This is a genomic window from Rhodobacter xanthinilyticus, from assembly GCF_001856665.1.
In the GTDB taxonomy this organism is placed as follows: domain Bacteria; phylum Pseudomonadota; class Alphaproteobacteria; order Rhodobacterales; family Rhodobacteraceae; genus Rhodobacter; species Rhodobacter xanthinilyticus.
In genome coordinates, this window is the sequence record NZ_CP017782.1 from 15519 (window position 1) to 35585 (window position 20067).

19 protein-coding genes and 5 pseudogenes are annotated in these 20067 nt (G+C 60.8%); 8 read left to right on the forward strand and 16 right to left on the reverse strand.

The window, feature by feature from the left end; translation table 11 throughout:
* Nucleotides 1-236 precede the first annotated feature (236 nt).
* Together LPB142_RS16860 and LPB142_RS16865 are read right to left on the reverse strand one after the other, a co-directional pair.
* The gene (locus LPB142_RS16860; RefSeq protein ID WP_071167320.1) at nucleotides 237-503 is read right to left on the reverse strand and encodes a glycine zipper 2TM domain-containing protein; all 267 of its coding nucleotides are present in this window, start codon (nucleotides 501-503) and stop codon (nucleotides 237-239) included.
* Between the two features lie 177 nt (nucleotides 504-680).
* A pseudogene (locus LPB142_RS16865) lies at nucleotides 681-1915 on the reverse strand (IS3 family transposase).
* Nucleotides 1916-2185: 270 nt separating this feature from the next.
* On the opposite strand from LPB142_RS16865, the gene LPB142_RS16875 reads away from it, so the two are divergent.
* A complete protein-coding gene (locus LPB142_RS16875; RefSeq protein WP_078527637.1) occupies nucleotides 2186-3541 on the forward strand; it encodes an IS1380-like element IS1247 family transposase in 1356 nt (451 codons plus the stop codon).
* 13 nt (nucleotides 3542-3554) lie between these two features.
* On the opposite strand, the gene LPB142_RS18655 is transcribed toward LPB142_RS16875, so the two are convergent.
* The 4 genes from LPB142_RS18655 to LPB142_RS16885 form a co-directional block, all read right to left on the reverse strand.
* Complete coding sequence (locus tag LPB142_RS18655; RefSeq protein ID WP_156894452.1) at nucleotides 3555-3911, reverse strand: hypothetical protein; 357 nt, start codon at nucleotides 3909-3911, stop codon at nucleotides 3555-3557.
* 3 nt (nucleotides 3912-3914) lie between these two features.
* The gene (locus LPB142_RS18660; RefSeq protein ID WP_083392789.1) at nucleotides 3915-5021 is read right to left on the reverse strand and encodes a polysaccharide biosynthesis/export family protein; all 1107 of its coding nucleotides are present in this window, start codon (nucleotides 5019-5021) and stop codon (nucleotides 3915-3917) included.
* Nucleotides 5018-5812: a capsular polysaccharide export protein, LipB/KpsS family gene (locus LPB142_RS18665; RefSeq protein WP_083392790.1), complete on the reverse strand. Its 795-nt coding sequence runs from the start codon at nucleotides 5810-5812 to the stop codon at nucleotides 5018-5020. The genes LPB142_RS18660 and LPB142_RS18665 overlap by 4 nt, the downstream gene beginning before the upstream one ends.
* Before the next feature lie 66 nt (nucleotides 5813-5878).
* Nucleotides 5879-6115, reverse strand: coding sequence for an ATP-binding protein (locus LPB142_RS16885; RefSeq protein ID WP_198037908.1), 237 nt, complete (start codon nucleotides 6113-6115; stop codon nucleotides 5879-5881).
* A 140-nt stretch (nucleotides 6116-6255) separates the two neighbouring features.
* Between LPB142_RS16885 and LPB142_RS16895 the strand changes: the two are divergent.
* Nucleotides 6256-7490, forward strand: a pseudogene (locus tag LPB142_RS16895) (IS3 family transposase).
* On the opposite strand, the gene LPB142_RS16900 reads toward LPB142_RS16895, so the two are convergent.
* The 3 genes from LPB142_RS16900 to LPB142_RS18670 all read right to left on the reverse strand — a co-directional run bounded on the left by LPB142_RS16900 (nucleotide 7474) and on the right by LPB142_RS18670 (nucleotide 10197).
* On the reverse strand, nucleotides 7474-8037 hold the full coding sequence (locus tag LPB142_RS16900) for an ATP-binding protein (protein ID WP_071167323.1): 564 nt from the start codon (nucleotides 8035-8037) through the stop codon (nucleotides 7474-7476). The pseudogene LPB142_RS16895 and the gene LPB142_RS16900 sit on opposite strands and share 17 nt — an antisense overlap.
* Nucleotides 8030-9616: an IS21 family transposase gene (istA, locus tag LPB142_RS16905; RefSeq protein WP_156894453.1), complete on the reverse strand. Its 1587-nt coding sequence runs from the start codon at nucleotides 9614-9616 to the stop codon at nucleotides 8030-8032. The genes LPB142_RS16900 and istA (LPB142_RS16905) overlap by 8 nt, the downstream gene beginning before the upstream one ends.
* A gap of 164 nt (nucleotides 9617-9780) precedes the next feature.
* On the reverse strand, nucleotides 9781-10197 hold the full coding sequence (locus LPB142_RS18670) for a helix-turn-helix domain-containing protein (protein ID WP_232231025.1): 417 nt from the start codon (nucleotides 10195-10197) through the stop codon (nucleotides 9781-9783).
* Between the two features lie 42 nt (nucleotides 10198-10239).
* Here LPB142_RS18670 and LPB142_RS19975 point away from each other — a divergent pair, with 42 nt between their 5' ends.
* Complete coding sequence (locus LPB142_RS19975; RefSeq protein WP_083392792.1) at nucleotides 10240-10956, forward strand: helix-turn-helix domain-containing protein; 717 nt, start codon at nucleotides 10240-10242, stop codon at nucleotides 10954-10956.
* 42 nt (nucleotides 10957-10998) lie between these two features.
* Here LPB142_RS19975 and istB read toward each other — a convergent pair whose 3' ends face one another.
* The gene (gene istB / locus LPB142_RS16910; RefSeq protein WP_071165181.1) at nucleotides 10999-11763 is read right to left on the reverse strand and encodes an IS21-like element helper ATPase IstB; all 765 of its coding nucleotides are present in this window, start codon (nucleotides 11761-11763) and stop codon (nucleotides 10999-11001) included.
* A complete protein-coding gene (gene istA, locus LPB142_RS16915; protein WP_071165182.1) occupies nucleotides 11760-13247 on the reverse strand; it encodes an IS21 family transposase in 1488 nt (495 codons plus the stop codon). The genes istB and istA (LPB142_RS16915) overlap by 4 nt, the downstream gene beginning before the upstream one ends.
* A gap of 3 nt (nucleotides 13248-13250) precedes the next feature.
* Between istA (LPB142_RS16915) and LPB142_RS16920 the strand changes: the two genes are divergently transcribed.
* On the forward strand, nucleotides 13251-14495 hold the full coding sequence (locus LPB142_RS16920; protein ID WP_394328614.1) for an IS256 family transposase: 1245 nt from the start codon (nucleotides 13251-13253) through the stop codon (nucleotides 14493-14495).
* Nucleotides 14496-14524: 29 nt separating this feature from the next.
* Here the strand turns inward: LPB142_RS16920 and LPB142_RS16925 are convergent.
* From LPB142_RS16925 to LPB142_RS16935, 4 genes and pseudogenes are all read right to left on the reverse strand, one after another.
* Nucleotides 14525-14692 (reverse strand): annotated as a pseudogene (locus LPB142_RS16925) (IS110 family transposase); the annotation flags it as partial.
* A gap of 147 nt (nucleotides 14693-14839) precedes the next feature.
* Nucleotides 14840-15337, reverse strand: a complete 498-nt coding sequence (locus tag LPB142_RS19195; protein WP_156894454.1) for a hypothetical protein — start codon at nucleotides 15335-15337, stop codon at nucleotides 14840-14842.
* A gap of 392 nt (nucleotides 15338-15729) precedes the next feature.
* Nucleotides 15730-16002, reverse strand: coding sequence for a hypothetical protein (locus LPB142_RS19200; RefSeq protein WP_156894455.1), 273 nt, complete (start codon nucleotides 16000-16002; stop codon nucleotides 15730-15732).
* On the reverse strand, nucleotides 15999-16208 hold the full coding sequence (locus tag LPB142_RS16935; protein ID WP_071167328.1) for a hypothetical protein: 210 nt from the start codon (nucleotides 16206-16208) through the stop codon (nucleotides 15999-16001). The genes LPB142_RS19200 and LPB142_RS16935 overlap by 4 nt, the downstream gene beginning before the upstream one ends.
* A 672-nt stretch (nucleotides 16209-16880) precedes the next feature.
* Between LPB142_RS16935 and LPB142_RS16940 the strand changes: the two are divergent.
* Nucleotides 16881-17176, forward strand: a pseudogene (locus tag LPB142_RS16940) (transposase); the annotation flags it as partial.
* A gap of 236 nt (nucleotides 17177-17412) precedes the next feature.
* Here LPB142_RS16940 and LPB142_RS16945 read toward each other — a convergent pair.
* The gene (locus LPB142_RS16945; protein ID WP_071167329.1) at nucleotides 17413-18465 is read right to left on the reverse strand and encodes an IS110 family RNA-guided transposase; all 1053 of its coding nucleotides are present in this window, start codon (nucleotides 18463-18465) and stop codon (nucleotides 17413-17415) included.
* 68 nt (nucleotides 18466-18533) lie between these two features.
* Here LPB142_RS16945 and LPB142_RS16950 point away from each other — a divergent pair.
* The 3 genes and pseudogenes from LPB142_RS16950 to tnpB all read left to right on the forward strand — a co-directional run.
* Nucleotides 18534-19361: pseudogene (locus LPB142_RS16950) on the forward strand (IS3 family transposase); the annotation flags it as partial.
* Between the two features lie 96 nt (nucleotides 19362-19457).
* Entirely contained in the window at nucleotides 19458-19694 is a 237-nt protein-coding gene (locus LPB142_RS16955) for a transposase (RefSeq protein WP_232231041.1), read from the forward strand.
* Nucleotides 19695-19705: 11 nt separating this feature from the next.
* Complete coding sequence (gene tnpB, locus LPB142_RS16960; RefSeq protein ID WP_198037909.1) at nucleotides 19706-20035, forward strand: IS66 family insertion sequence element accessory protein TnpB; 330 nt, start codon at nucleotides 19706-19708, stop codon at nucleotides 20033-20035.
* The last annotated feature ends 32 nt before the right edge of the window (nucleotides 20036-20067 follow it).

Below are 20067 nucleotides of genomic sequence, written 5' to 3' on the forward strand. Positions count from 1 at the left end.
TTGACGCATGAGTTCGGCGCGGGCGTTCCAAAGGGCCTGGGAGCACGTCGCGGTCTTCGCGGTGGTGCGGAATCGACGGGAACTCGATTCGCGGCAAGGCGGAAAAGCCCGATCCAGGGCGAGGATGTGTGGGGGTGTTCAGCAAAAGGAAACCCGCCGCAGAGTGACCTGCGGCGGGTGCGCGGCGCGACCGCTTTGGCGCGCCCCTCGGCAGCGTTGCGCCGCCGAGGCCTGAATCAGTTGCAGGGGGCTTCGTAAATCGCGCCGGTCTGCGGGTTGCGGTAGGTGCAGAGCTTGTTGGTGGGCGTCGCATTGGCGCCGATCGCGGTGCCGATGGCCGCGCCCGCAAGCGTCGTTGCCGCCGTACCCTTGCCGCCGCCCAGCTGGCTGCCGACAGCCGCGCCTGCAAGTGCGCCCGTTGCGGCATTGATCCCCTGGTCGTTGGTGCAACCCGCCAGGAACCCGATCAACACCAACATCCCGATAGATGCCGTCTTCCGCATGATATTTCCTTTCGCTCAGTGCCAGATCATACCCACAGCAGGGTGAGGCACATAACTACACTCTCCCATCCGTCTAATATGCGGACAGGGTTGTCCTTTGCGAACCATCCCGAGGTGGAGGCTGCGCTTTGCGCGCACTGTACCGGGGCACGGTTATGAGACAGCGCGTTGCGCTGGTCATGCCGCCATTTTGAACCCTTTGGCGGCGTCGGTTTCAAGGGCCTTCTGTTCGGCCCTGATCTGATCGGGCGTTTTGTAGCCGTGCCGTTCCCGCAGCCATGATGCGTTGTATCGCGCGGCGAAGGCGGCCAAAGCATGCCTGAGCTCTTCGACGGTCACAAAATGGCGGACCCAGAGCAGTTGCTCCTTGAGGGTGCGTATGGCCCGTTCGGCCACCCCATTGCCCTCGGGCTGGCGCACGAAAGCTGGTGAACTGGTGATCCCGAAGCATTTGATCTCGCTCTGGAAGTCTTCTGACATGTAGTTCGATCCGTGGTCGTGCCGCAGGATCAGGCCGAGGGCCGTATCCGGCCCGATACAGCCGAAGTGCCGGGTGACGCCCTGACGGATCGGTTCCAGCGCCTCCCACCGGCTGGCACTTGAAGACGCATGGGTGCCGACGAACTCGCCCGAGCAATGATCCACCGCGATGAACACGTAGGCCCGTCCCTCCCCGATGGTGACCGTCTGGGTCATGTCCGTGCCCCAGACCTGATCGACCCGCTCAGTGACGATCGTCCCGTCATGGGGATGCGCATCCCGCTGGACGGGTCGCTGAGGTGCCAGAAGGTCGTTCTCCTTCATGACCCGCCGCACCCGACGGGGGGCGGTACAGACGCCCAGATGCCGAAGCCGCGCCCATATCTTCCGGTAGCCTTCCCCGGAAAACGGCGAGGCTTCGATGATGGCCTCGATATGCTCCAGAAGCGCGCTGTCGCTGCAGGCCCCCTCCGGACCACGACGACGTGGCGGCCGCGCCTCATTGGCGGCATTGCCCGTAACACGATGCCGGTACACCGTCGCCCGGGGGACCCCCCAGATGTTGCAGACACGCGTCGTCCCGTAGCGCCGGTGCGTGGAGATCGAGTGCGCCTGGCTCATGTCCTCGACCTCCGCCGGGCCAAAGGGCGGCCGCCCTCCAGCTTGTCGATCTTCGCGTACAGCAACTCGTTGGCCATGGTGATCTCGCCCACCTTGGCCTGCAGCCGCGCAATCTCGTCGTCACGCTCATCGCGCTCGCGTTCCTTCAGCGCACTCTCGGCCGCCATGAGCACCCGGTCGCGCCATTCGGACAGCCGGTGAACCGGAACGTTCAGGTCCCGCGACACCGCCTCCAAGCTCTCACCCCGCATGAGCCGCTGAACCGCCACGAGTTTGCGCTTCGCCGAAAGGCGCCTGGCAGGACCGGCCACGGCCCCGCCGTCGCCAGCGTGATGGGCGCGCGCCGACGGGGCCGTGGCCTCCGTCGCACCTGAGGTGTCGTCGATCTTCTTGTCCATGCTCTACTCCCCTTTCCTGAGAGAAATAGCGCTCCGAACTGTCTCAAGAAACCGTGCACCAGCCCAATCCGAACACTGTTTATGTCAAACCCACATTTCCCAAGTAAGGCGCTGATTTCGCTGTCCTGACCATTATATTTCCTATATAAAACATGGTGTTGAAGGCTGCGAGGGGCGCGTTTCATGGATCACCCAGAGGGTGCGGGCTTGCAACGGGCAGATCGGGTGGATTTCGACCCTCGCGTGCGGCTGGAATTTCGCGGCACGCAGCTCAGTTCCGACGGCGGCCTTCTGGTGATGCGCGAGCTTGATGACGCGCTCGGGTTGTCCGATTTGGCGTCAGCGGCGCTGCGCGATACTCGCTCTGGCAAGAACACGGTCCATCGGCTCGACGGCCTGTTCCGGCAATCAGTCTTTGGGCGGCTGGCCGGATACGAGGATGTCAACGACGCCAACCGTCTCGCCTGCGATCCGGTCATGCGCCAAGTTGTCGGCGGCAGAGCGGTCGATGCACAAGCGGCCTCGGCATCGCAGATGGGACGGTTCGAGACCGAGACGCTGGCTCTGGCCGGGAACCGTGCCGCGCTGGCCGACCTGAACGGGCAATGGATCGACCGGTTCCATGACCGTAACGGGCTGAAGTACATCGTTCTGGACATGGACAGCTCGGTCAGCCCGACCCATGGCGACCAGGAAGGGTCCGCCTGGAATGGCCATTTCGACTGTAGCTGCTATCACCCCAACTTTCTGTTCAACCAGTTCGGGATGCTGGAACGCTGCGCCCTGCGCCATGGCAACGTCCACAGCGCCGATGGCTGGCGTGATGTTCTCGACCCCGTCATTGCGCGCTACGCGGAGCGCGACCTTGGTGGCAGGTTCTTCCGGGCCGATGCTGCCTACGCGATCCCGGCGATCTATGAGCGATTGGAAGAAGCGCGGTTCTTCTACGCCATCCGGCTGCCCGCAAACGCGGTCCTCAAGGACAAGATCGCGCATCGGCTAACGCGCCCTGTCGGGCGGCCGTCACTGACCAAGGTCAAGCGGTTCTTCGAGGAATTCGAGTATCAGGCGGCGTCCTGGGACAAGGAACGCCGGGTGATCGCCAAGATCGAATGGCATCCGGGCGAACTGTTCCCGCGTGTCGGCTTCATCGTCACCAACCTGCCGATGGAGCCGGACTGGGTGGTGCGGTTCTACAACCAGCGCGGCACCGCCGAGCAGCACATCAAAGAGGGCAAATACGCCTTTCGCTGGACGCGGCTGTCGTGCCGGAAGTTCCGCGACAATGAGGTGCGGCTGCAACTGCACGCCCTGGCGTACAACCTGGCCACCTTCTTGCACTGCATCGAGCTGCCCGAGGCCATGGCCGACTGGTCGTTGACCAGCCTGCAACTGAAGCTGATCAAGATCGGGGCACGTGTGGTCCGTCACGCCCGCACCATCACCTTCCAGCTGGCCGAGGTCGCTGTCACCGGCACGATGGTACGCGCCATCCTCGCCGCTATCCGCCGATTGCGAGCGCCACCGCTATGCGCATGATCGCGATCCACGCTCAAACTGAACGAAAGCGGCTGGACAGATCTGTCCGCTGCGCTGAAAAACGCCGCCCCTGGGCAAGGAAACAGCGGCTTCGCGGTCTGATCCGTCCAGATCCAGCAGTCTGCGCGACCGCAGGTGCCGCTTGCGGCAGAAAATCCTTGTCTAGCGCTCGGATACAGGCGATCTTCACCTCAAACGACACGCCACTTGGGGAATGCAGGTCAAAACCAATTGTTGGAATTTTCTTGCCGAACGCAGCGGCCAACGGAAGGCCGACATATCCCAAACCGATAACGCCAACGGTCAGATTACCAATAGCGGGCAACTGTACAGCATCTGAAAATATTCGCGCGTCTTGTATTTCGTTCATTGGTCAGTTTCCTAAAGAGCCTACGCTACGCGCCGCTCCTAGAAGCGGCGACAGCATGATCGACACAAAGCGATTGAAATCAGCAGCGTCGGCGGAAGCTACGTACGTTATGTCAGTGGGCATAAGCCTGAACGCGCTTGCGAGAAGAAGTGCGTCAGGCCGAGAGAAGTCAAACTTATAGACTGTAGCCAATCCGGCAGTCGCAGAAGGTCGAAACACGAATACCGATCGTGTCTGCGCTACTCGATCGTTGAGGCCCCCGACTTCTGCGAGAAGATACGCGAGATGAGCATCTTCCACGGGAATTTCGATATTGGCTGGCCGGCTCACACCTCCGTAAACTGCGAAGCGTCGCGGTTCATGAGAGACATGCACCGTGTCACCAGGCAGAATAACGATGTTGTTCGTCGAGCTTCGGACGATGTCCGAGAGTAGAAGTGATGTGGAGGCTGATCCGCGTTGTACGGAAACCAGAACTTCCCAGGGGGCTTGGGACACGCCTCCGGTGCTTGCGAGGAGATCAAGCAGCCGAATCCCGCGCGGTGGTATTTCAATACGCCCCGCGCTTCGGACATTACCCAACACAGTGGCTGATCTGGCTTCCGTCGACGTGATCGCAACAGCGATTTCCGGTTCTACGGCCTGCCCGTAGTATCGAGCCAGTAGCTCGCTGCGGAGTTCAGCAGTGGTAAGACCTCGTGCTGCGATGTTGCCGGCATAGGGAACGCTGATATTGCCGGAGTTCGAAACCTGCACATTCAAAACGGTCTCGCGATTGCCAGCTGAGGCAAACAGACCATCCTCGGCGACTTCCCAAATGCGGACTTCAAGGTAATCGCCAACGCCAACGACTTCGTCCGAGGCACGATATTGCTGAGTTCGGAACGACGCCGGAAATCTTGCTTGTGACTCTGACACAACTGGCAAGGTGGCGGCGGTGACTTCGACGACTTGAAACGGTAGCGCGTCCCGATCCTCTGCCTGTCCGTCGGCAACGTCACTGGTGATGGCCCTCGCATCCGGCCCGAAGGCGGGCATCGCCGTACAGCCAGCGAGAAGTGATGCCAGCGTGACCAAATACACCGCCTCGTGCACACGGACCCCAATCATTCGCGAGCCCTCTCGGGGATGCAGGACAAGTGCTGACGCTGCTTTAATCTGTCGATAATCCCAGAAATGGCGACCTGCCGACCGCTCGACACATAGAAGTCGCCCGGGATGAGGCTCTGCGACTTGAGCTCCGCAACAAACGCATCGACCAGAAGGCGCGATTTCGCGTGCCTGATCTTGAAGAACGACGCCACGTCTGCCTCGGATTCGCCAAGTGTCACGAGCGCGTCATGCCGGAATACAGCATCTCCCAAGACAAGAACCGGGACACCATGGCGAAGCGCAGAAAAGGCGGACGTGGAGTTGATGACGACCATGCCGCTCGACTGCTTGGTCAACTCGCCCATACGCCCTGAGTGCAGGATACGTATCCGATGACGGTCAACGCCCATTTCGGCCGCTCTGCGAAGGATGAGGCGCTTAGATGCAGCACTCCCACGCTCGAGAGGGTGCAATTTGAATACCACCAGGGGAGTATTGGGGTTGGCTCGAAGCGCCATCAGGCTCGCATCAATCAACCTTGACGTTGACCAACCGCGCGATGCCACTTGAAGTTGACTGTCGCTCGAAACCTGCAGTGGAACGAGAAGATAGCCCGGGCGGCGGCGTAGCGCCCGTTTGGCCAGATACTCAGTAATCCGCGCCGCAAGCCTACGGAGCAAATGAATGCCCCAACTCATGGCCAACGGAACCACCCGTTCTCTCTGTCGATGAAAAAGATACGTATCGGAGGGCTTTGACGCCAAATCTCGTACCAGATAGTAGGCTGCTGCCCAAATGCAAAATCTCAACTACTTGCTCACCCCCTTCTCATAGGTTTGACCGGACAGTCTTATTAAGATTGCCCGGTCAATTTGTCAGCGCATCGACCTGCCCTTCAACAGCAGAAAGTGGGCGCGGCTTCTGACACGGTCCATGAAGGCGTCAGCAAGCAGCGGATCGCCGATGAAGTCGTACCATTCCTCGGGAGCCCGCTGTGCGGTCATGATCGTCGAACTGCGCGTCGAGCGATCCTCGATGATCTCGAAGAGATCGGTCAGCTCTTGTTTACTCATTGGGCTGAGAGCGAAATCGTCGACGATGGGCTGGTGCACGGTTTCTTGAGACAGTTCGGAGCGCTATTTCTCTCAGGAAAGGGGAGTAGAGCATGGACAAGAAGATCGACGACACCTCAGGTGCGACGGAGGCCACGGCCCCGTCGGCGCGCGCCCATCACGCTGGCGACGGCGGGGCCGTGGCCGGTCCTGCCAGGCGCCTTTCGGCGAAGCGCAAACTCGTGGCGGTTCAGCGGCTCATGCGGGGTGAGAGCTTGGAGGCGGTGTCGCGGGACCTGAACGTTCCGGTTCACCGGCTGTCCGAATGGCGCGACCGGGTGCTCATGGCGGCCGAGAGTGCGCTGAAGGAACGCGAGCGCGATGAGCGTGACGACGAGATTGCGCGGCTGCAGGCCAAGGTGGGCGAGATCACCATGGCCAACGAGTTGCTGTACGCGAAGATCGACAAGCTGGAGGGCGGCCGCCCTTTGGCCCGGCGGAGGTCGAGGACATGAGCCAGGCGCACTCGATCTCCACGCACCGGCGCTACGGGACGACGCGTGTCTGCAACATCTGGGGGGTCCCCCGGGCGACGGTGTACCGGCATCGTGTTACGGGCAATGCCGCCAATGAGGCGCGGCCGCCACGTCGTCGTGGTCCGGAGGGGGCCTGCAGCGACAGCGCGCTTCTGGAGCATATCGAGGCCATCATCGAAGCCTCGCCGTTTTCCGGGGAAGGCTACCGGAAGATATGGGCGCGGCTTCGGCATCTGGGCGTCTGTACCGCCCCCCGTCGGGTGCGGCGGGTCATGAAGGAGAACGACCTTCTGGCACCTCAGCGACCCGTCCAGCGGGATGCGCATCCCCATGACGGGACGATCGTCACTGAGCGGGTCGATCAGGTCTGGGGCACGGACATGACCCAGACGGTCACCATCGGGGAGGGACGGGCCTACGTGTTCATCGCGGTGGATCATTGCTCGGGCGAGTTCGTCGGCACCCATGCGTCTTCAAGTGCCAGCCGGTGGGAGGCGCTGGAACCGATCCGTCAGGGCGTCACCCGGCACTTCGGCTGTATCGGGCCGGATACGGCCCTCGGCCTGATCCTGCGGCACGACCACGGATCGAACTACATGTCAGAAGACTTCCAGAGCGAGATCAAATGCTTCGGGATCACCAGTTCACCAGCTTTCGTGCGCCAGCCCGAGGGCAATGGGGTGGCCGAACGGGCCATACGCACCCTCAAGGAGCAACTGCTCTGGGTCCGCCATTTTGTGACCGTCGAAGAGCTCAGGCATGCTTTGGCCGCCTTCGCCGCGCGATACAACGCATCATGGCTGCGGGAACGGCACGGCTACAAAACGCCCGATCAGATCAGGGCCGAACAGAAGGCCCTTGAAACCGACGCCGCCAAAGGGTTCAAAATGGCGGCATGACCAGCGCAACGCGCTGTCTCATAACCGTGCCCCGGTACACGAAATCGTCGACGATAAGCACGTCAAGGTGTGAGAGCCTTTTTCGAAACTTGCCAATCGTCCCGTCAAGGCGCGCGAATTTGACGACCTCCGCCAGACGACCAGCGCGGAAGTATGCGGCGGAATATTCGCGCCGAACTGCCGCGACGCCAAATGCGCACGCGAGCCACGTTTTGCCAGTTCCTGAAGCCCCTGTCAGAACAAGGTTCTGTTGCCGGGCGATCCAGTCACAAGAAAGGAGCCCCAAGACTTCCGATTTATCAAGGTTGCGACTGTGCTGGTAGTCAATGTCTTCAGGTTCCGCCTGGTATTTGAAAAGAGCCGCCTTCAGAAGCCGGTCGATCTTGTTCCGGTATCTACGCGTAGTTTCCGCTTGTAGAAGCTGAAGAAGGCGATCCCGAAAGGGCAGATCGGCGTAGCTTGGGTGCTGCAATTGATGCTCGAGCTCCGCGCGGAATCCGGCGAGGCGCAACTCGTGCAGCAGGTTAAAGAGCTGTGCCTCAGACATCGTTCAGCCCTCCCCGCGCACTATTGATGAGCTCGGCAAAGTATCCTGCTCCTCGAATATTCCTTTGAGCCACGGGACGGGTGTTGATCACAGCTTCTGTCTCGTCGGCATCGAGACCGGCAACGAGGATTGCCTCGACTTTTCTGACATTGGCCTTCTTGATCGAAATAGCGAGTTCACAGGCATTTTCGACGCGCTCGGCCGGGTAGCGCTCTGCCAAGGCACGAAGATTGATAGCGGCCGTTGCCGTCAACGCGGGCTTCTTGTTTGCGCGAAAATGGGCGTCGATCAGCGCCTCCGCGTTCGGGCCGATTTCGGCGACATAGCGCTTCATACCTGCAAGCCGTGTCAACGCACCGGCTGCGTGGGCTGCGGGCATATGCGTTGGCGTTGTGATCGGTCCCGCGGCCTGATCGTGACGTGGATGTGTCGCAACGGTCCGTCCCTCATGGATGAGATGAACAGACGTTGGCGTAATCTTCACATTGAGAAGTTCGCCCGCAAAATGCCAGGGCACGGAATATCTGCTTCCCTCCACTTCGACATGATAGTCGCGCCCGGCGCGTAGTTTCAGGATGTATCGCCCAACCTCGTAGCCTCTGGAAGGCAACGGCTGATATCCGGAAAAGTCAGACCTAGAAAAGAGATCGTTTCTGCTGGCATCGCCATGCCCTCGCATGGGGCGCTCGTTCAACTGTGTGACGCGGTCTGACAGGGCCGCATTCATCTCCGCAAGCGAGAAGAAACGGCGGTTCCGCAGGGGCGCCAATACATCATCCTGGACGATACCAACTGCATTCTCGACGATCCCCTTGTCTCGGGGTTTGCGAACCCGGGTGGCGATGAAGCTGAACCCGTAGTAATCTGCGAATGCCGCGAATTCACTGGTGATTGTCGCCTCCTCGGCTCCACGTCGCGGCACGGCAACGGCTGCTTTGAAATTGTCGATCGTCACCAAGACCGGGACGCCGCCGAAGTATTCAAGCATTCTGACCATGACGCCCAAAACTGGGACGGTTGCCTGACTTTCCAACGCGCAAACGAAGATCTTACGGCTCTTGGCACTGGCTGCACAGAAGACCTCATAGTCCCGCTCAGACCCACCCTCATCGAGCAACAGAGGCTGTTTGAGCTTCTTTCTTCCCACGAAATCGGCCTGGATCATCTCGCCGGGCTCATAATCGAAGGAAAGGGTGACATCCTTCTTGTCCGCCATTTGCGCGACAGTGCGGTAGAATGTGGTCCGTGACATCGCGCGAAAGCCGTCTGGAACGCCCTGTCGATAGTCGATGTAGAGCGTTTTCAGCCTGACGCTGCGCTCATCGACCTCGAACCGGATCTTGTCGAAATCTGGCTCTGCCAGATCCTGTTTGCGGCTGAACACCCCTGGCGCCACCAAGCGCCGCAACTCGGTTTCCGACAACTCGCTGATCGCGTTTGGGGCGAGATCACAATCTTTCAACCGTTCGCGCCAGGTACGAACGGTTGCGCGTGAGCAGTTTGTCAGATCGGCGATCTGGGTGTTGTTGAGTCTGCCTTTCAAAAGCATCTGAACACGGCGATGCGTATCTGTAAGCATGGTCTTCTCCTGAAGCCTGGACAAGCGCCATCGTTGACGGAGGCGGTCCGCCTTGACAGAGCTTGGGATTTAAAGGAGAAAAGGCTGTCGGAGCTAAACGACAACATTTTCTGCGAAGCCGCCTTTGTGTTCGAGCACGCTGGCGGCTTTTGCTTTTCTATGGGTTATGGATCTTTGTACCTCTCTGGCCAAAGCTGCTCGGGGGTCGTCTCGAGCGCTTGAGCGATTGCAGTTTCAATTTTGACCGAACGGTTCTTCCCAATGCTGACCATCGACATGGCTGCGCTTGAGACGCCTAATGCCCGCCCGATCCCGGACAGCGAGGTTCCGCGGATGCGCAGCTCAGCCTTGAGCCGCTCATGCTTTGCGCGCGTTTCGTTTGGCAATTTAGAACCTCCACCGGACCATCGCAGTCGGTAGGCCTTTGGTAAGCAACTTAGCTCGCAAAGCTCAATGCTCATGCGGCCTTCGGTGCGCTTCGGCGTGCGGACACTTGTGCGCAATAGCGCGAACATGCGTCCGCATAATTCGATGTTCTCGTTGAGAAGAAACCGCTTAACAAAAACAGTACTTTTCCGCATTTTTGGGGTCGAGTGTGCGCTCTAAGAACGAGAGATAGGCCTATGCGACCTAAAGCCAGATCAAGAAGAGATGTCCTGTTCCTGCAAAATGTAGGGCGCCACCTACGTACGATTCGGCGCGGCCGCGGGCTGACCCAAGCGGAATTTGCGGAGCTCTTGGACCTGTCCCGAGAAGGATATGCGAACTATGAGCTCGGCAAGCGTGAAATGGGCATCACCGTGGCGCGCGATGTCCGGCATAAGATGCAAGTCGACTTACTCGCGCCCGACACTGAAGCAGATCATAGCCGTTCAGCACCACTGCCTCATGAAGCTGAAGTGGAAAGGAGCCCAAAGTGGCTGACAGCCCTAATGGACTTGCGTGTCCGCCTCATCGCAGCACGCGAGGCCTTTGATCGTGAGCAGTTCACCGCCTTGCGGCGACGCCTGCACTCAATCCGTGACGTCGCCTTTGTAAGCTCGACGATAACGGTGTGGCTCCGCCTGGTGGCACCGGAGTTCGGCTGGCATAGAGTGGACGCAGTAGCCCAAATCGATTGGGCCCTTTTGCTAGGCTTCGCAATGGCAGCCCTACTTCTACCTTTTCAGGGTTGGTACATTGGCCGGTTCTTCTACTGGATGCACGCTACACCAAGATGTCAACGGCGGAGTAAAATTGGGCCACGGGGCGGCGCAAAATTGGGCCACTTTGGGTTTGCGCGAGACGCGGCTGATGGGCGGCGGCCAGTCAGCCGCGCTCTCCATATAGCTTGCGGGTGACTGGCCGCCTTGGACCGTCAGGTCCAAGTCTGATACTTTGGATCAGGTGTTGTCGCCGGTCTTGCGCGCGCGACTTTGCGCGAGGCGATAGCTTTCGCCGTTCATCTCGAGGATGTTGACGTGGTGGGTCAACCGGTCGAGGAGCGCGCCGGTCAGCCGCTCGGTGCCGAAGGTCTCGGTCCATTCATCGAAGGGCAGATTGCTGGTGATCAGCGTGGCACCGCGCTCGTAGCGCTGGGAGATCATCTCAAAAAGCAGCTCGGCGCCGGTCTTTGACAGGGGCACGAACCCGAGCTCGTCGATGATCAGCAGCTTGACGGCAGCCATCTGCTTCTGGACGCGCAGCAGCCGACGTTCGTCTCGCGCCTCCATCAGCTCGTTGACCAGCGCGGCGGCGGTGGTGAAGCTGACAGACATGCCCTTCTGGCAGGCCGCCAACCCGAGGCCCAAGGCAATGTGGGTCTTGCCGGTTCCGCTGGGGCCAAGGGCGATCACGTTCTCACGCCGTTCGATCCATTCGCAGCGCGCCAGTTCCAGCACCTGCATCTTGTTCAGCTTCGGGATCGCCTTGAAGTCGAAGCTGTCGAGGCTTTTGGTGGCCGGGAACTTCGCAGCCTTGATGCGGCGCTCGACCATCCGCCGCTCGCGGTCAATGAGTTCCAGTTCAACGAGGCGCGACAGGAATTGGACATGGTCCAACCCTTCGGCGGCGCATTGGCGCGCAACCTTCTCGTGTTCCCGCAGGAAGGTGGGCAGCTTCAGCGTCTTCAGATGGTGGGCAAGCAGGATCTTCGGAGCCTCGCTCATTCCGCCGCCTCCGACATCAAGGCCATGTAGCTGGCCGCACGCGTCGTCTCGACGTTCGCCCGCGGCAGGTAGGGGTAGACATCGAGATCAAGCCTTGGGGGGCGCTTCTCGACCTGGCAAAGCACGAGGTGCTTCACGGCGTCAAAGCCGACCGCGCCCAGCTTCAGGGCCTTCTTCACGGCGGCATGCAGGTCATCCATGCCAAAGGTCTCAAGCAGCCGCAGCACCTGCACATACTCGCGGCGCCCCATCTTGAGCATGCGCGCCTCCATCAGGCGGCGCAAAGTCTGGAACTCTTCGGGCAGGTCCCATTCCGCCAGAGGCGCAGCCTGGTCCAAGGCATTGATCTTGCGCTCGATCAGCGGGAGGTAGTGAACCGGGTCGAAGATCATGTCCTCGCGATCGTAACAGCGCGGGTGTCGGGCGATCACCTCCCCGCGACAGCCGATCACGACCTCATCGACATAGCCGCGGATCCAGACATCCTGATGGCCATAGGCGACCGGGACCGAGTAATCGTTGGTGTCATAGCGCACGAGCGACTGCGAGCTGACCCTGCCGCTCGCTTGGTCGCAGGCGTCGAACGGGGCAGTAGGCAATGGGCGCATCGCCGCCAGATCGCGCTGCAGCCTCTCGCCGATCGTCTCCTTGTGACCCCGAAGAATGCGCGTGAGGCGTGCGCAGCACTGCCCTTCAAGGTCGGCGTTGAAGGCGTCCCAACTGGCAAAGTGGGGGATCGGCACCATGTGGTTGCGGCGGGCGTAGCCGACCATCCCCTCGACAGCGCCCTTGTCGTTCCCCTTCCCGGGCCGACCATAGCGATCCCGAAACAGGTAATGCGACTGCAAGCCGCTGAACAGCGTGGCGCGGATGCGCGTGCCATCTGGCTGGATCTTCGAGACCAGGCAGCGGTCGTTATCGTAGAGCACCGACTGCGGCACCCCGCCGAAGAAGGCAAAGGCGCGGACATGCCCGTCTATCCAGGCCTCCGCCGTCGCCGCCGGATAGGCCCGGACGAAATAGGCATCGCTGTGCGGCAGGTCGATGACAAAGAAATGCGCCTTCTGCTCGACACCGGCGATGACGACGACCGCTTCGCCAAAATCGGCCTGAGCATGGCCCGGCGGATGGGCCAGTGGCACGAACATCTCCCGTGTCCGCCGCTCACGCTCACGCACGTAATCCTTGACGATCGTATAGCCGCCGGTGAAGCCATGCTCGGCCTGAAGCCGTTCCCATATCCGCTTGGCCGTATGACGCTGCTTGCGATGCACCGCCTTGTCGGCTTCAAGCCAGGCGTCAATGAACTCGGTGAACCCGTCCAGCTTCGGCCGCCTGATCGGCTTGTCCCGCCGGTAGCCAGGCGGCACCGAGAAGGCCAACATCTTCTCAACCGTCCCGCGCGAAATGTTGAAATGCTTCGCCGCCGCCCGCGCGCTCATGCCCTCGGCACACGCCAAGCGAACCTTCTTGTAAAGTTCCACGGTATAAATCTCCCCACCCTCCCTGCTGCCGCAAGAAGGGAAAAGTGGCAGGATTTTACTCCGCCCGCAGCGAGACGATCCCGCCGCTACCGTGGCCTAATTTTGCACCGCCGTTTCCACACGCTTCTCGCCACCTTCGCCGATGACAGGCTCGATGACGGCCGGGCCAGGCTGGTGCGACATGGACATCTGCCGGAGCGCGAGATCGTGACCGGGATCGGTCCGGTCGCCGTGAAGGTGCCGCGTGTCCGTGACCGCAAGCCTGGCGAAGACAAGGTCACCTTCACGCCCAGCATCCTGCCACGCTATTTGCGCAAGGCGAAGTCGGTCGAGGAGCTGTTGCCGTGGCTCTACCTCAAAGGAGTTTCCACCTGCGACTTCGGCGAGGCTTTGGCCGCCCTGCTGGGGCCGGAGGCCAAGGGTCTGTCGGCCAAGACCGTCACCCGCCTGAAGGCCGACTGGTGGTCCGAGTATGAGGCTTGGGAAAAGCGTGACCTCGGACCCCGCCGTTTTCTCTACATCTGGGCCGACGGTGTTTACTTCAAGCCACGAATGGCCGAGGAAAAACAATGCGTTCTGGTCATCATCGGGGCGGATGAATACGGCCGCAAGGAGCTGCTGGCCATGACCGACGGCTTCCGCGAGAGCTCCCAGAGCTGGCGCGAAGTGCTGCTTGATCTCAAGCGCCGCGGCCTGAAACAGGACCCGAAGCTCGCGATCGGCGACGGTGCACTCGGGTTTTGGACGGCCCTGCGCGAGGTCTTCGCCACGACCCAGGAGCAGCGTTGTTGGCTGCACAAGACAATGAACGTGCTGAACGCGTTGCCGAAATCCGTGCAGGCCAGGGCCAAGGGACACCTGCACGACATCTGGCAGGCCGAAACCCGGGCCGCCGCGACGGTCGCCTTCGACTTCTTCGTCGAAACTTACGGCGTGAAATGGGACAAGGCGGTGGCCAAGCTGGTGAAGGACCGGAACGCGCTGCTGACCCTTTACGACTATCCGGCCGAGCACTGGAAACATATCCGGACGTCAAATCCGATCGAGAGCGTGTTCGCGACGGTCCGGCACCGGACGAAGCGCACCAAGGGCTGCCTCAGCCGCAAGACCGGGCTCGCCATGTCCTTCCGGCTGATGATGTCCGCGCAGAAGAAATGGCGGAAGCTCGACGGCCAGAACCGCCTGCCGGAGGTCATCAGCGGGGTTGAGTTCCGCGACGGCCTCCGCCACATTCAAGCCGCCGCCTGATCAAGCGTCACCAACTTTCGCGCATAGCTCCCACAGGCTTCCATCGCCACAACGCAAGGTGCCAATTGCCCGAAGAAAGCCAGCACCTGATCTCGCCGCAGCTTCTTGCGCAGCACCCCAAGCCCCGAAGCGTCAGCGCCGTGCGCCTGGAAAACATTCTTCGCCAGGTCGAGTCCAACCGTGATAATCTCCGACATGACCGCTCCCCTTTGTGGATCGTTGCAAACCCACCTTGGCACACAGTTGCCGTCGGGGGGGCGGTCACATCATCAATGCCCAACTGCAGTAAGAGTTCGGGGAGACTGCCACGCAGGTCGAATGCCGAAGCGCGATCGGGCCTGATTTCAACGAGGTCGGCGGCGCCAAAGTGCGTGCTTCACGGCCGCGACTAGGCGGTCCGGGGTGGCGGGACTGCGCAAAGTAGCGTCGCAGATTGCACGGCGGTGGTCGCCAAAGTCGTCCCGGTTGACGCGGGTAGACACGAGCACGATAGCTGTCGAAGGATTGTTCAATCGGAAGAACAATAACGTATCCACCCCGGTGTCCAAATCCTCAAATGCATCAAGGTTCACTATGATGGCGTCGAAGGCGCTGCAACCTTGGGGATCTGCCGGCAGTTTCCAGACTTCGCTACTCCATGAAACGAATGCTCGCTCATGCTTGAGGTAGCGGCATAGATCGAGGCGCTCTTCTGGCTCGAATCCCAACAAGAGCAGGTGTGTCCCGCGAAGGTCTTCGCTTTCTTGCTGAGGATAGGCCGACGCGGCCGGAGTGCCGTTCCAAACCAAATGCAGCCGGCGAGCATAGACCTTCACTGGACCATCAACGGCAGAAAACCACATTGTCACCTTCCAAGTTGAAAAAGTTTCCGAGACCACTCTCAAACAGTCTCTCCGACGTCTCGCCGTCGTCGTGCCAATCTGCCTGATCGGGAAAGGTCATAGCTGTGCAGGAGATGCAAAACAGTCGGGCATCAGGCCAATGCCCAATCAGCTCCCTCAAGCGGTCTCGTATTTCGCAGTCGGCAAGGTCAGTCAATGCGACAGCAATGACGGGAATGACCTCTGAGCATATCCCATGTCCTCCGGACAAAACGTCGAAGCCAAGAGACTGCAGCGCCGAGCGCATCGGGTTCGGGCCTGCGTTCCGTTGCACGAGTATGACCGGAGAGTCTGCCTCAACTTCGTACGGAACGATATTCTGATATTCCCGAGAGTACCTCTGCCACATCTGATCAGGCCCAAAAATTCAGAGCGAGCAACGCGAGGCATGTCCAGAAACAAAAAGCCAGCACGGCAATCGGTAGGAGCCACCATCCCGGAGGGTAAATGCGCTCGGGACGAGAGCCGTCGACTTGCTCTGCGGCACCAAAAAGCTCTGAGCTGTTTTCAAATTTAGCTCCGCGCTGATCCTCAAATTTGCGCCGGCGCGCCAGAAACGCATTTGTGGCGCCAAAGCCAAGGCGGCGGGCGACCGCCTTGCTGTCGAGAAAAAAGGGTGCTCTCATGCTACCAGTTCCTTTCCCATGCAAGTCTCTCGTCGCGGGGCGAGGTCGGGGCACGCCAGCGCGGTTTCCAGTTTCAGGGCGACGGGTCGGGAGGCCCTGACGGCATACCTGTCGCGAGCGATGGTGCGCACGGTGGCGATCAGCTGCGCGGTCGCGCGGAAATGACCCGCCAGCGCCTGCGTCGTGATCGCGATGTCATTGCCCATTTCGATTGTTCTGTATGATCTGCGCAGATATTCTTCAGCTCCGAGCCAATAATCAGACCTGCCAGAAGCGCCAGCGCGGCAATTCAGAGGGTCATCATCGTGGCTTTGCTGGCCCCCGTTCGAGGCCCCCTTAAGTTTCATTTGCTCTAGACACTGGTAAGGGGTCGAGACGAGAGGCGCGATCTATCTTTCGAGCCTCGGAAAAGTAAGGCGGCTGGTAATTAATCAAGCGATATGAACTAATAACGAATGATAGTTTTATGGCCCGCAGCCGGTTCCTCTCAGCCGCCTATCCGGCGGAGAACCCTACCAACAAAGTCTACTTGAACTTTTTAGGTCTCTCACGCGATGCTCTCATTGAGGCCCCAGCCACCCCCAACGTGATCAGCGGCTCCTTGGCAAGGATAGCCAACTGATCGGTCGGCTTGATATTTTAGCGTAAGCGGCAAGGCGACCCCGTGGGTTAGCGGCGCGGCCGGTCTGGGATAGGCTGTTGGCGTTGGTCTGACGCCGAGGTTCCATGTCTACGACTAGTTCTGCGCCTATGCCTGCGACTGGTAGCTTGCAGTTGGTCGAGGCTGTGATTGAGCGTTTTGACGGAGGGTAATCCTCCCCATGGTTAAGGGGATGCGGACGTAGAATTTTCTCGGCAAGATGGACGAGGAGATTCCGATGAAGAAGAGCCGTTTCACCGAAGCCCAAATCATGGGGGTGCTGCGCCAGGCGGAGGGCGGTATGCCCGTGCCGGAGCTGTGCCGCGAGCACGGGATCAGCAGCGCGACGTTCTACATTGAGCCGTCAAGGCGCCACTGGTTCGAGCCTGACGGCGAAAGCGGGCCAAGTATGGCGGGATGGATGCGTCGATGATGAGCCAGATGAAGGCCCTCGAGGAGGAGAACCGGCGGTTGAAGCGGATGTTCGCCGATCTCAGCATGCAGGCCGACCTGCTCCGGGAGGCACTTGGAAAAATGTATGGTCCGCCCCGCTATTGCAAGGTTTTCGCTCGTGACCGTCCGGCTTGCGTAAATGTATCCGGCCTCTGATCAGTCAGCCGCTTTTGGCGACAAGGCCTTGATGAGATCCGCCCCTCGGGTTCCAGATTAGTGGCGCGGGATACAGTCCCGTTTTTTTGCGCGTGGCTTACCCGTGGTCGATCAACCGTTTGGTCATCACGTCCCCTGCAATCGGTTCTGCGGCGGAGAGGTCAGCGCGCGGCTGCGCCTCTCGACTGCAGATAGACGGTGCCGGGCCTGGTCAGGATAGCCCAGACGATCCGGGTCAGCTTGTTTGCCAGGGCGACGACGGCCTTGTTGCGGTGCGTTCGCGCTTCCAGAGCCGAGAGCCAGCCACCGAGAGCGTGGTTTGCGCGGTTGAGATGCAAAAAGCACGATCTCGCGCCGTGAATGATCAGCCGCCGCACATAACAATTGCCGCGTTTGCTAATGCCCAGAAGGGTCTGTTTGCCCCCGGTCGAATGCTCTGCTGGCACCAACCCCAGCCAGGCCGCCAGATCACGCGCCTTGCGGAATTGTCGGCCGTCTCCTGCGGCTGCGATGATCGCGGTCGCACCCAATGGCCCGATGCCCGGAATGGTGACAAGACGGCTGACCGCCTCGTGTTCGCGGGCATAGGCCTCGACACTGGCGTTCACGGCTTTGATGCGCCCTTCGGTATAGGCAAGGTCATCGAGCAACTCTTCAAGCAGCACCCGCATGGCAGGTGTCAGATCGTTCCCCGCATTGGCCAGATGCCTACGGATATCGGCATGGAAGCCGCCCGCGCCAACACGCATCGCCAGTCCGTATTCAAGGCAGAAAGCGCGCGCCTGGTTCATCAGCGCCGTTCTCTGTCCCACAAGCCGGTCGCGGATGCGGTGGAGCGCCTGAAGATCGACCTGCTCGGGCGTCCGCACTTCCACAAATCGCATGGTCGGCCGCGTCACAGCTTCGGCGATCGCCGCCGCATCTACGGTGTCGGTCTTGTTGGACTTGACATAGGGCTTCACGAAGCGCGCCGGAATGATCCGGGCATCATGACCCATCGCGACAAGCCGCCGCGCCAGCCATTGCGATCCGGGGCAGGCCTCCATGCCGATCAGCACCTTCGGCTCCGCTTCGAAGAACGCCATCAGCGTATCACGTGAGAACTTGGCGCGTTGGATCGGTGCGCCGGAGGCATCCAGCGCAACGACATGGAACACCTTCTTGCCGATATCAATGCCAAAGGCGGCAGTCTCAGGGACAGGTTTGGTTCGCATCCTTTCTCTCCTCATGGTCAGGTGACACCCCGATGCTACGCCGGGGCGCGGGGCGGGCCATCCCATTAGTGACGCGGCCAGCTCAGCGCCACGAGCTGGCCGAGAAGGCGGTGGCGACGAAGGGGGTCAGCATTGCGCTGGCCTGACGGGCCTTCGGGGTCAGCGAGACCTGTTATCGCTACAGCCCGAAGCTGAAGGACGAGAACGAAGAGATCGCCGACCTTCTGGTCGGGTTGACCGATGCCCGCAAAACCTGGGGCTTTGGCCTGTGTTTCTTGCATCTGCGCAACGTGAAGGGTCATCCCTGGAACCACAAACGCGTCTACCGCATCTATTGCGCGCTGGAGCTGAACCTGCGGATCAAGCCCCGCAAGCGCCTCAAGCGGGAGAAGCCCGAGGCTCTGGCCGTGCCGGACGCGCCGAACATGACCTGGTCGATGGACTTCATGGCTGATCGCCTCGGAGACGGCCGCCAGTTCCGGCTGTTGAACGTGCTCGACGATTTCAATCGCGAGGGGCTGGGCATTGAGGTCGACTTTTCATTGCCCGCCGAGCGGGTCATCCGGAGCCTCGACAGGATCATCGAATGGCGCGGCAAGCCCGGCACCATCAGAGTCGACAACGGCCCCGAATACATCAGTGGCAAGCTGCTGATCTGGGCCGAGAAACGGGGCATCGCCCTGACCTATATCCAGCCCGGCAAGCCCCAGCAGAACGCCTATGTCGAACGCTATAACAGAACGGTCCGGCACGAATGGCTGGACCTCTACATCTTTGAAACCATCGAGGAGGTGCAGAAGATCGCCACCGAATGGCTATGGACCTACAACAACGAACGCCCCAACATGGGCATCGGCGGGATAACCCCCGCCATGAAGCTGAAAATGGCCGCGTGAGTTCTACGGTCAAGCCCCGTTAAAACGGGGAGGATTACCGGAGCACCGGCCGGGGAGCGCCGCCGTTGGTCGGATGAGTTCAAGGCGCAAGCGGTCGTGGCAGCGCTCGGGCCTGGCGTGAACGTTTCCGCACTGGCGCGGCGCCTGGGGATTTCGCCGCCGCAGCTGTTCGGCTGGCGGAAGGCCTTTCTGAAGAAGCAAAACGCAGACGCCCCGGTGGGCACGTCCGCTCCCATGTTGGAGATCGTGGTTGGCGAGGTGATGATCCGCGTCGGCCCGGACGTCAGCGAGGCTGCGCTGCGCCGGATCCTGCGTGCGGTGCGCTCGGCATGATGCCGTCGGGCGTGAAGGTCTATCTGGCCAGCCAGCCTGTGGACTTCCGGAAAGGCCCGGACAGCCTGCTGTCGCTGGCGCGCGATGGAGGTCACGACCCTTTCAGCGGCGCGCTTTATGTGTTCCGTGCGAAGCGGGCGGACCGGGCGAAGATCGTCTGGTGGGATGGCAGCGGGGTGTGCCTGTTTGCGAAGCGGCTGGAGAAATCCTCGTTCAGCTGGCCGCGGATCGGGCCTGTCCGGGTGCAGCTCAACCACACCCAGATGATGGCGCTGCTCGACGGGCTGGACTGGAAACGGGTGCGGCCCGTGGCGGTGAAAGCCCCTGTATTTGCTGACTAATCGGCAGCGGCAACGTGAATCACCCCGGCGCG

What these genes read in the sequence shown, in the direction of transcription:
- LPB142_RS19975 (WP_083392792.1), top strand. Translation starts at nt 10,240, where the DNA reads ATGCGACCTAAAGCCAGATCAAGAAGAGATGTCCTGTTCCTGCAAAAT.
- istB (WP_071165181.1), bottom strand. Translation starts at nt 11,763, where the DNA reads ATGAGCGAGGCTCCGAAGATCCTGCTTGCCCACCATCTGAAGACGCTG.
- istA (WP_156894453.1), bottom strand. Translation starts at nt 9,616, where the DNA reads ATGCTTACAGATACGCATCGCCGTGTTCAGATGCTTTTGAAAGGCAGA.
- LPB142_RS16875 (WP_078527637.1), top strand. Translation starts at nt 2,186, where the DNA reads ATGGATCACCCAGAGGGTGCGGGCTTGCAACGGGCAGATCGGGTGGAT.
- LPB142_RS16860 (WP_071167320.1), bottom strand. Translation starts at nt 503, where the DNA reads ATGCGGAAGACGGCATCTATCGGGATGTTGGTGTTGATCGGGTTCCTG.
- LPB142_RS18670 (WP_232231025.1), bottom strand. Translation starts at nt 10,197, where the DNA reads ATGCGGAAAAGTACTGTTTTTGTTAAGCGGTTTCTTCTCAACGAGAAC.
- LPB142_RS16935 (WP_071167328.1), bottom strand. Translation starts at nt 16,208, where the DNA reads ATGGGCAATGACATCGCGATCACGACGCAGGCGCTGGCGGGTCATTTC.
- LPB142_RS18655 (WP_156894452.1), bottom strand. Translation starts at nt 3,911, where the DNA reads ATGAACGAAATACAAGACGCGCGAATATTTTCAGATGCTGTACAGTTG.
- LPB142_RS18660 (WP_083392789.1), bottom strand. Translation starts at nt 5,021, where the DNA reads ATGATTGGGGTCCGTGTGCACGAGGCGGTGTATTTGGTCACGCTGGCA.
- LPB142_RS16900 (WP_071167323.1), bottom strand. Translation starts at nt 8,037, where the DNA reads ATGTCTGAGGCACAGCTCTTTAACCTGCTGCACGAGTTGCGCCTCGCC.
- LPB142_RS19200 (WP_156894455.1), bottom strand. Translation starts at nt 16,002, where the DNA reads ATGAGAGCACCCTTTTTTCTCGACAGCAAGGCGGTCGCCCGCCGCCTT.
- LPB142_RS16945 (WP_071167329.1), bottom strand. Translation starts at nt 18,465, where the DNA reads ATGCGAACCAAACCTGTCCCTGAGACTGCCGCCTTTGGCATTGATATC.
- LPB142_RS19195 (WP_156894454.1), bottom strand. Translation starts at nt 15,337, where the DNA reads ATGTGGTTTTCTGCCGTTGATGGTCCAGTGAAGGTCTATGCTCGCCGG.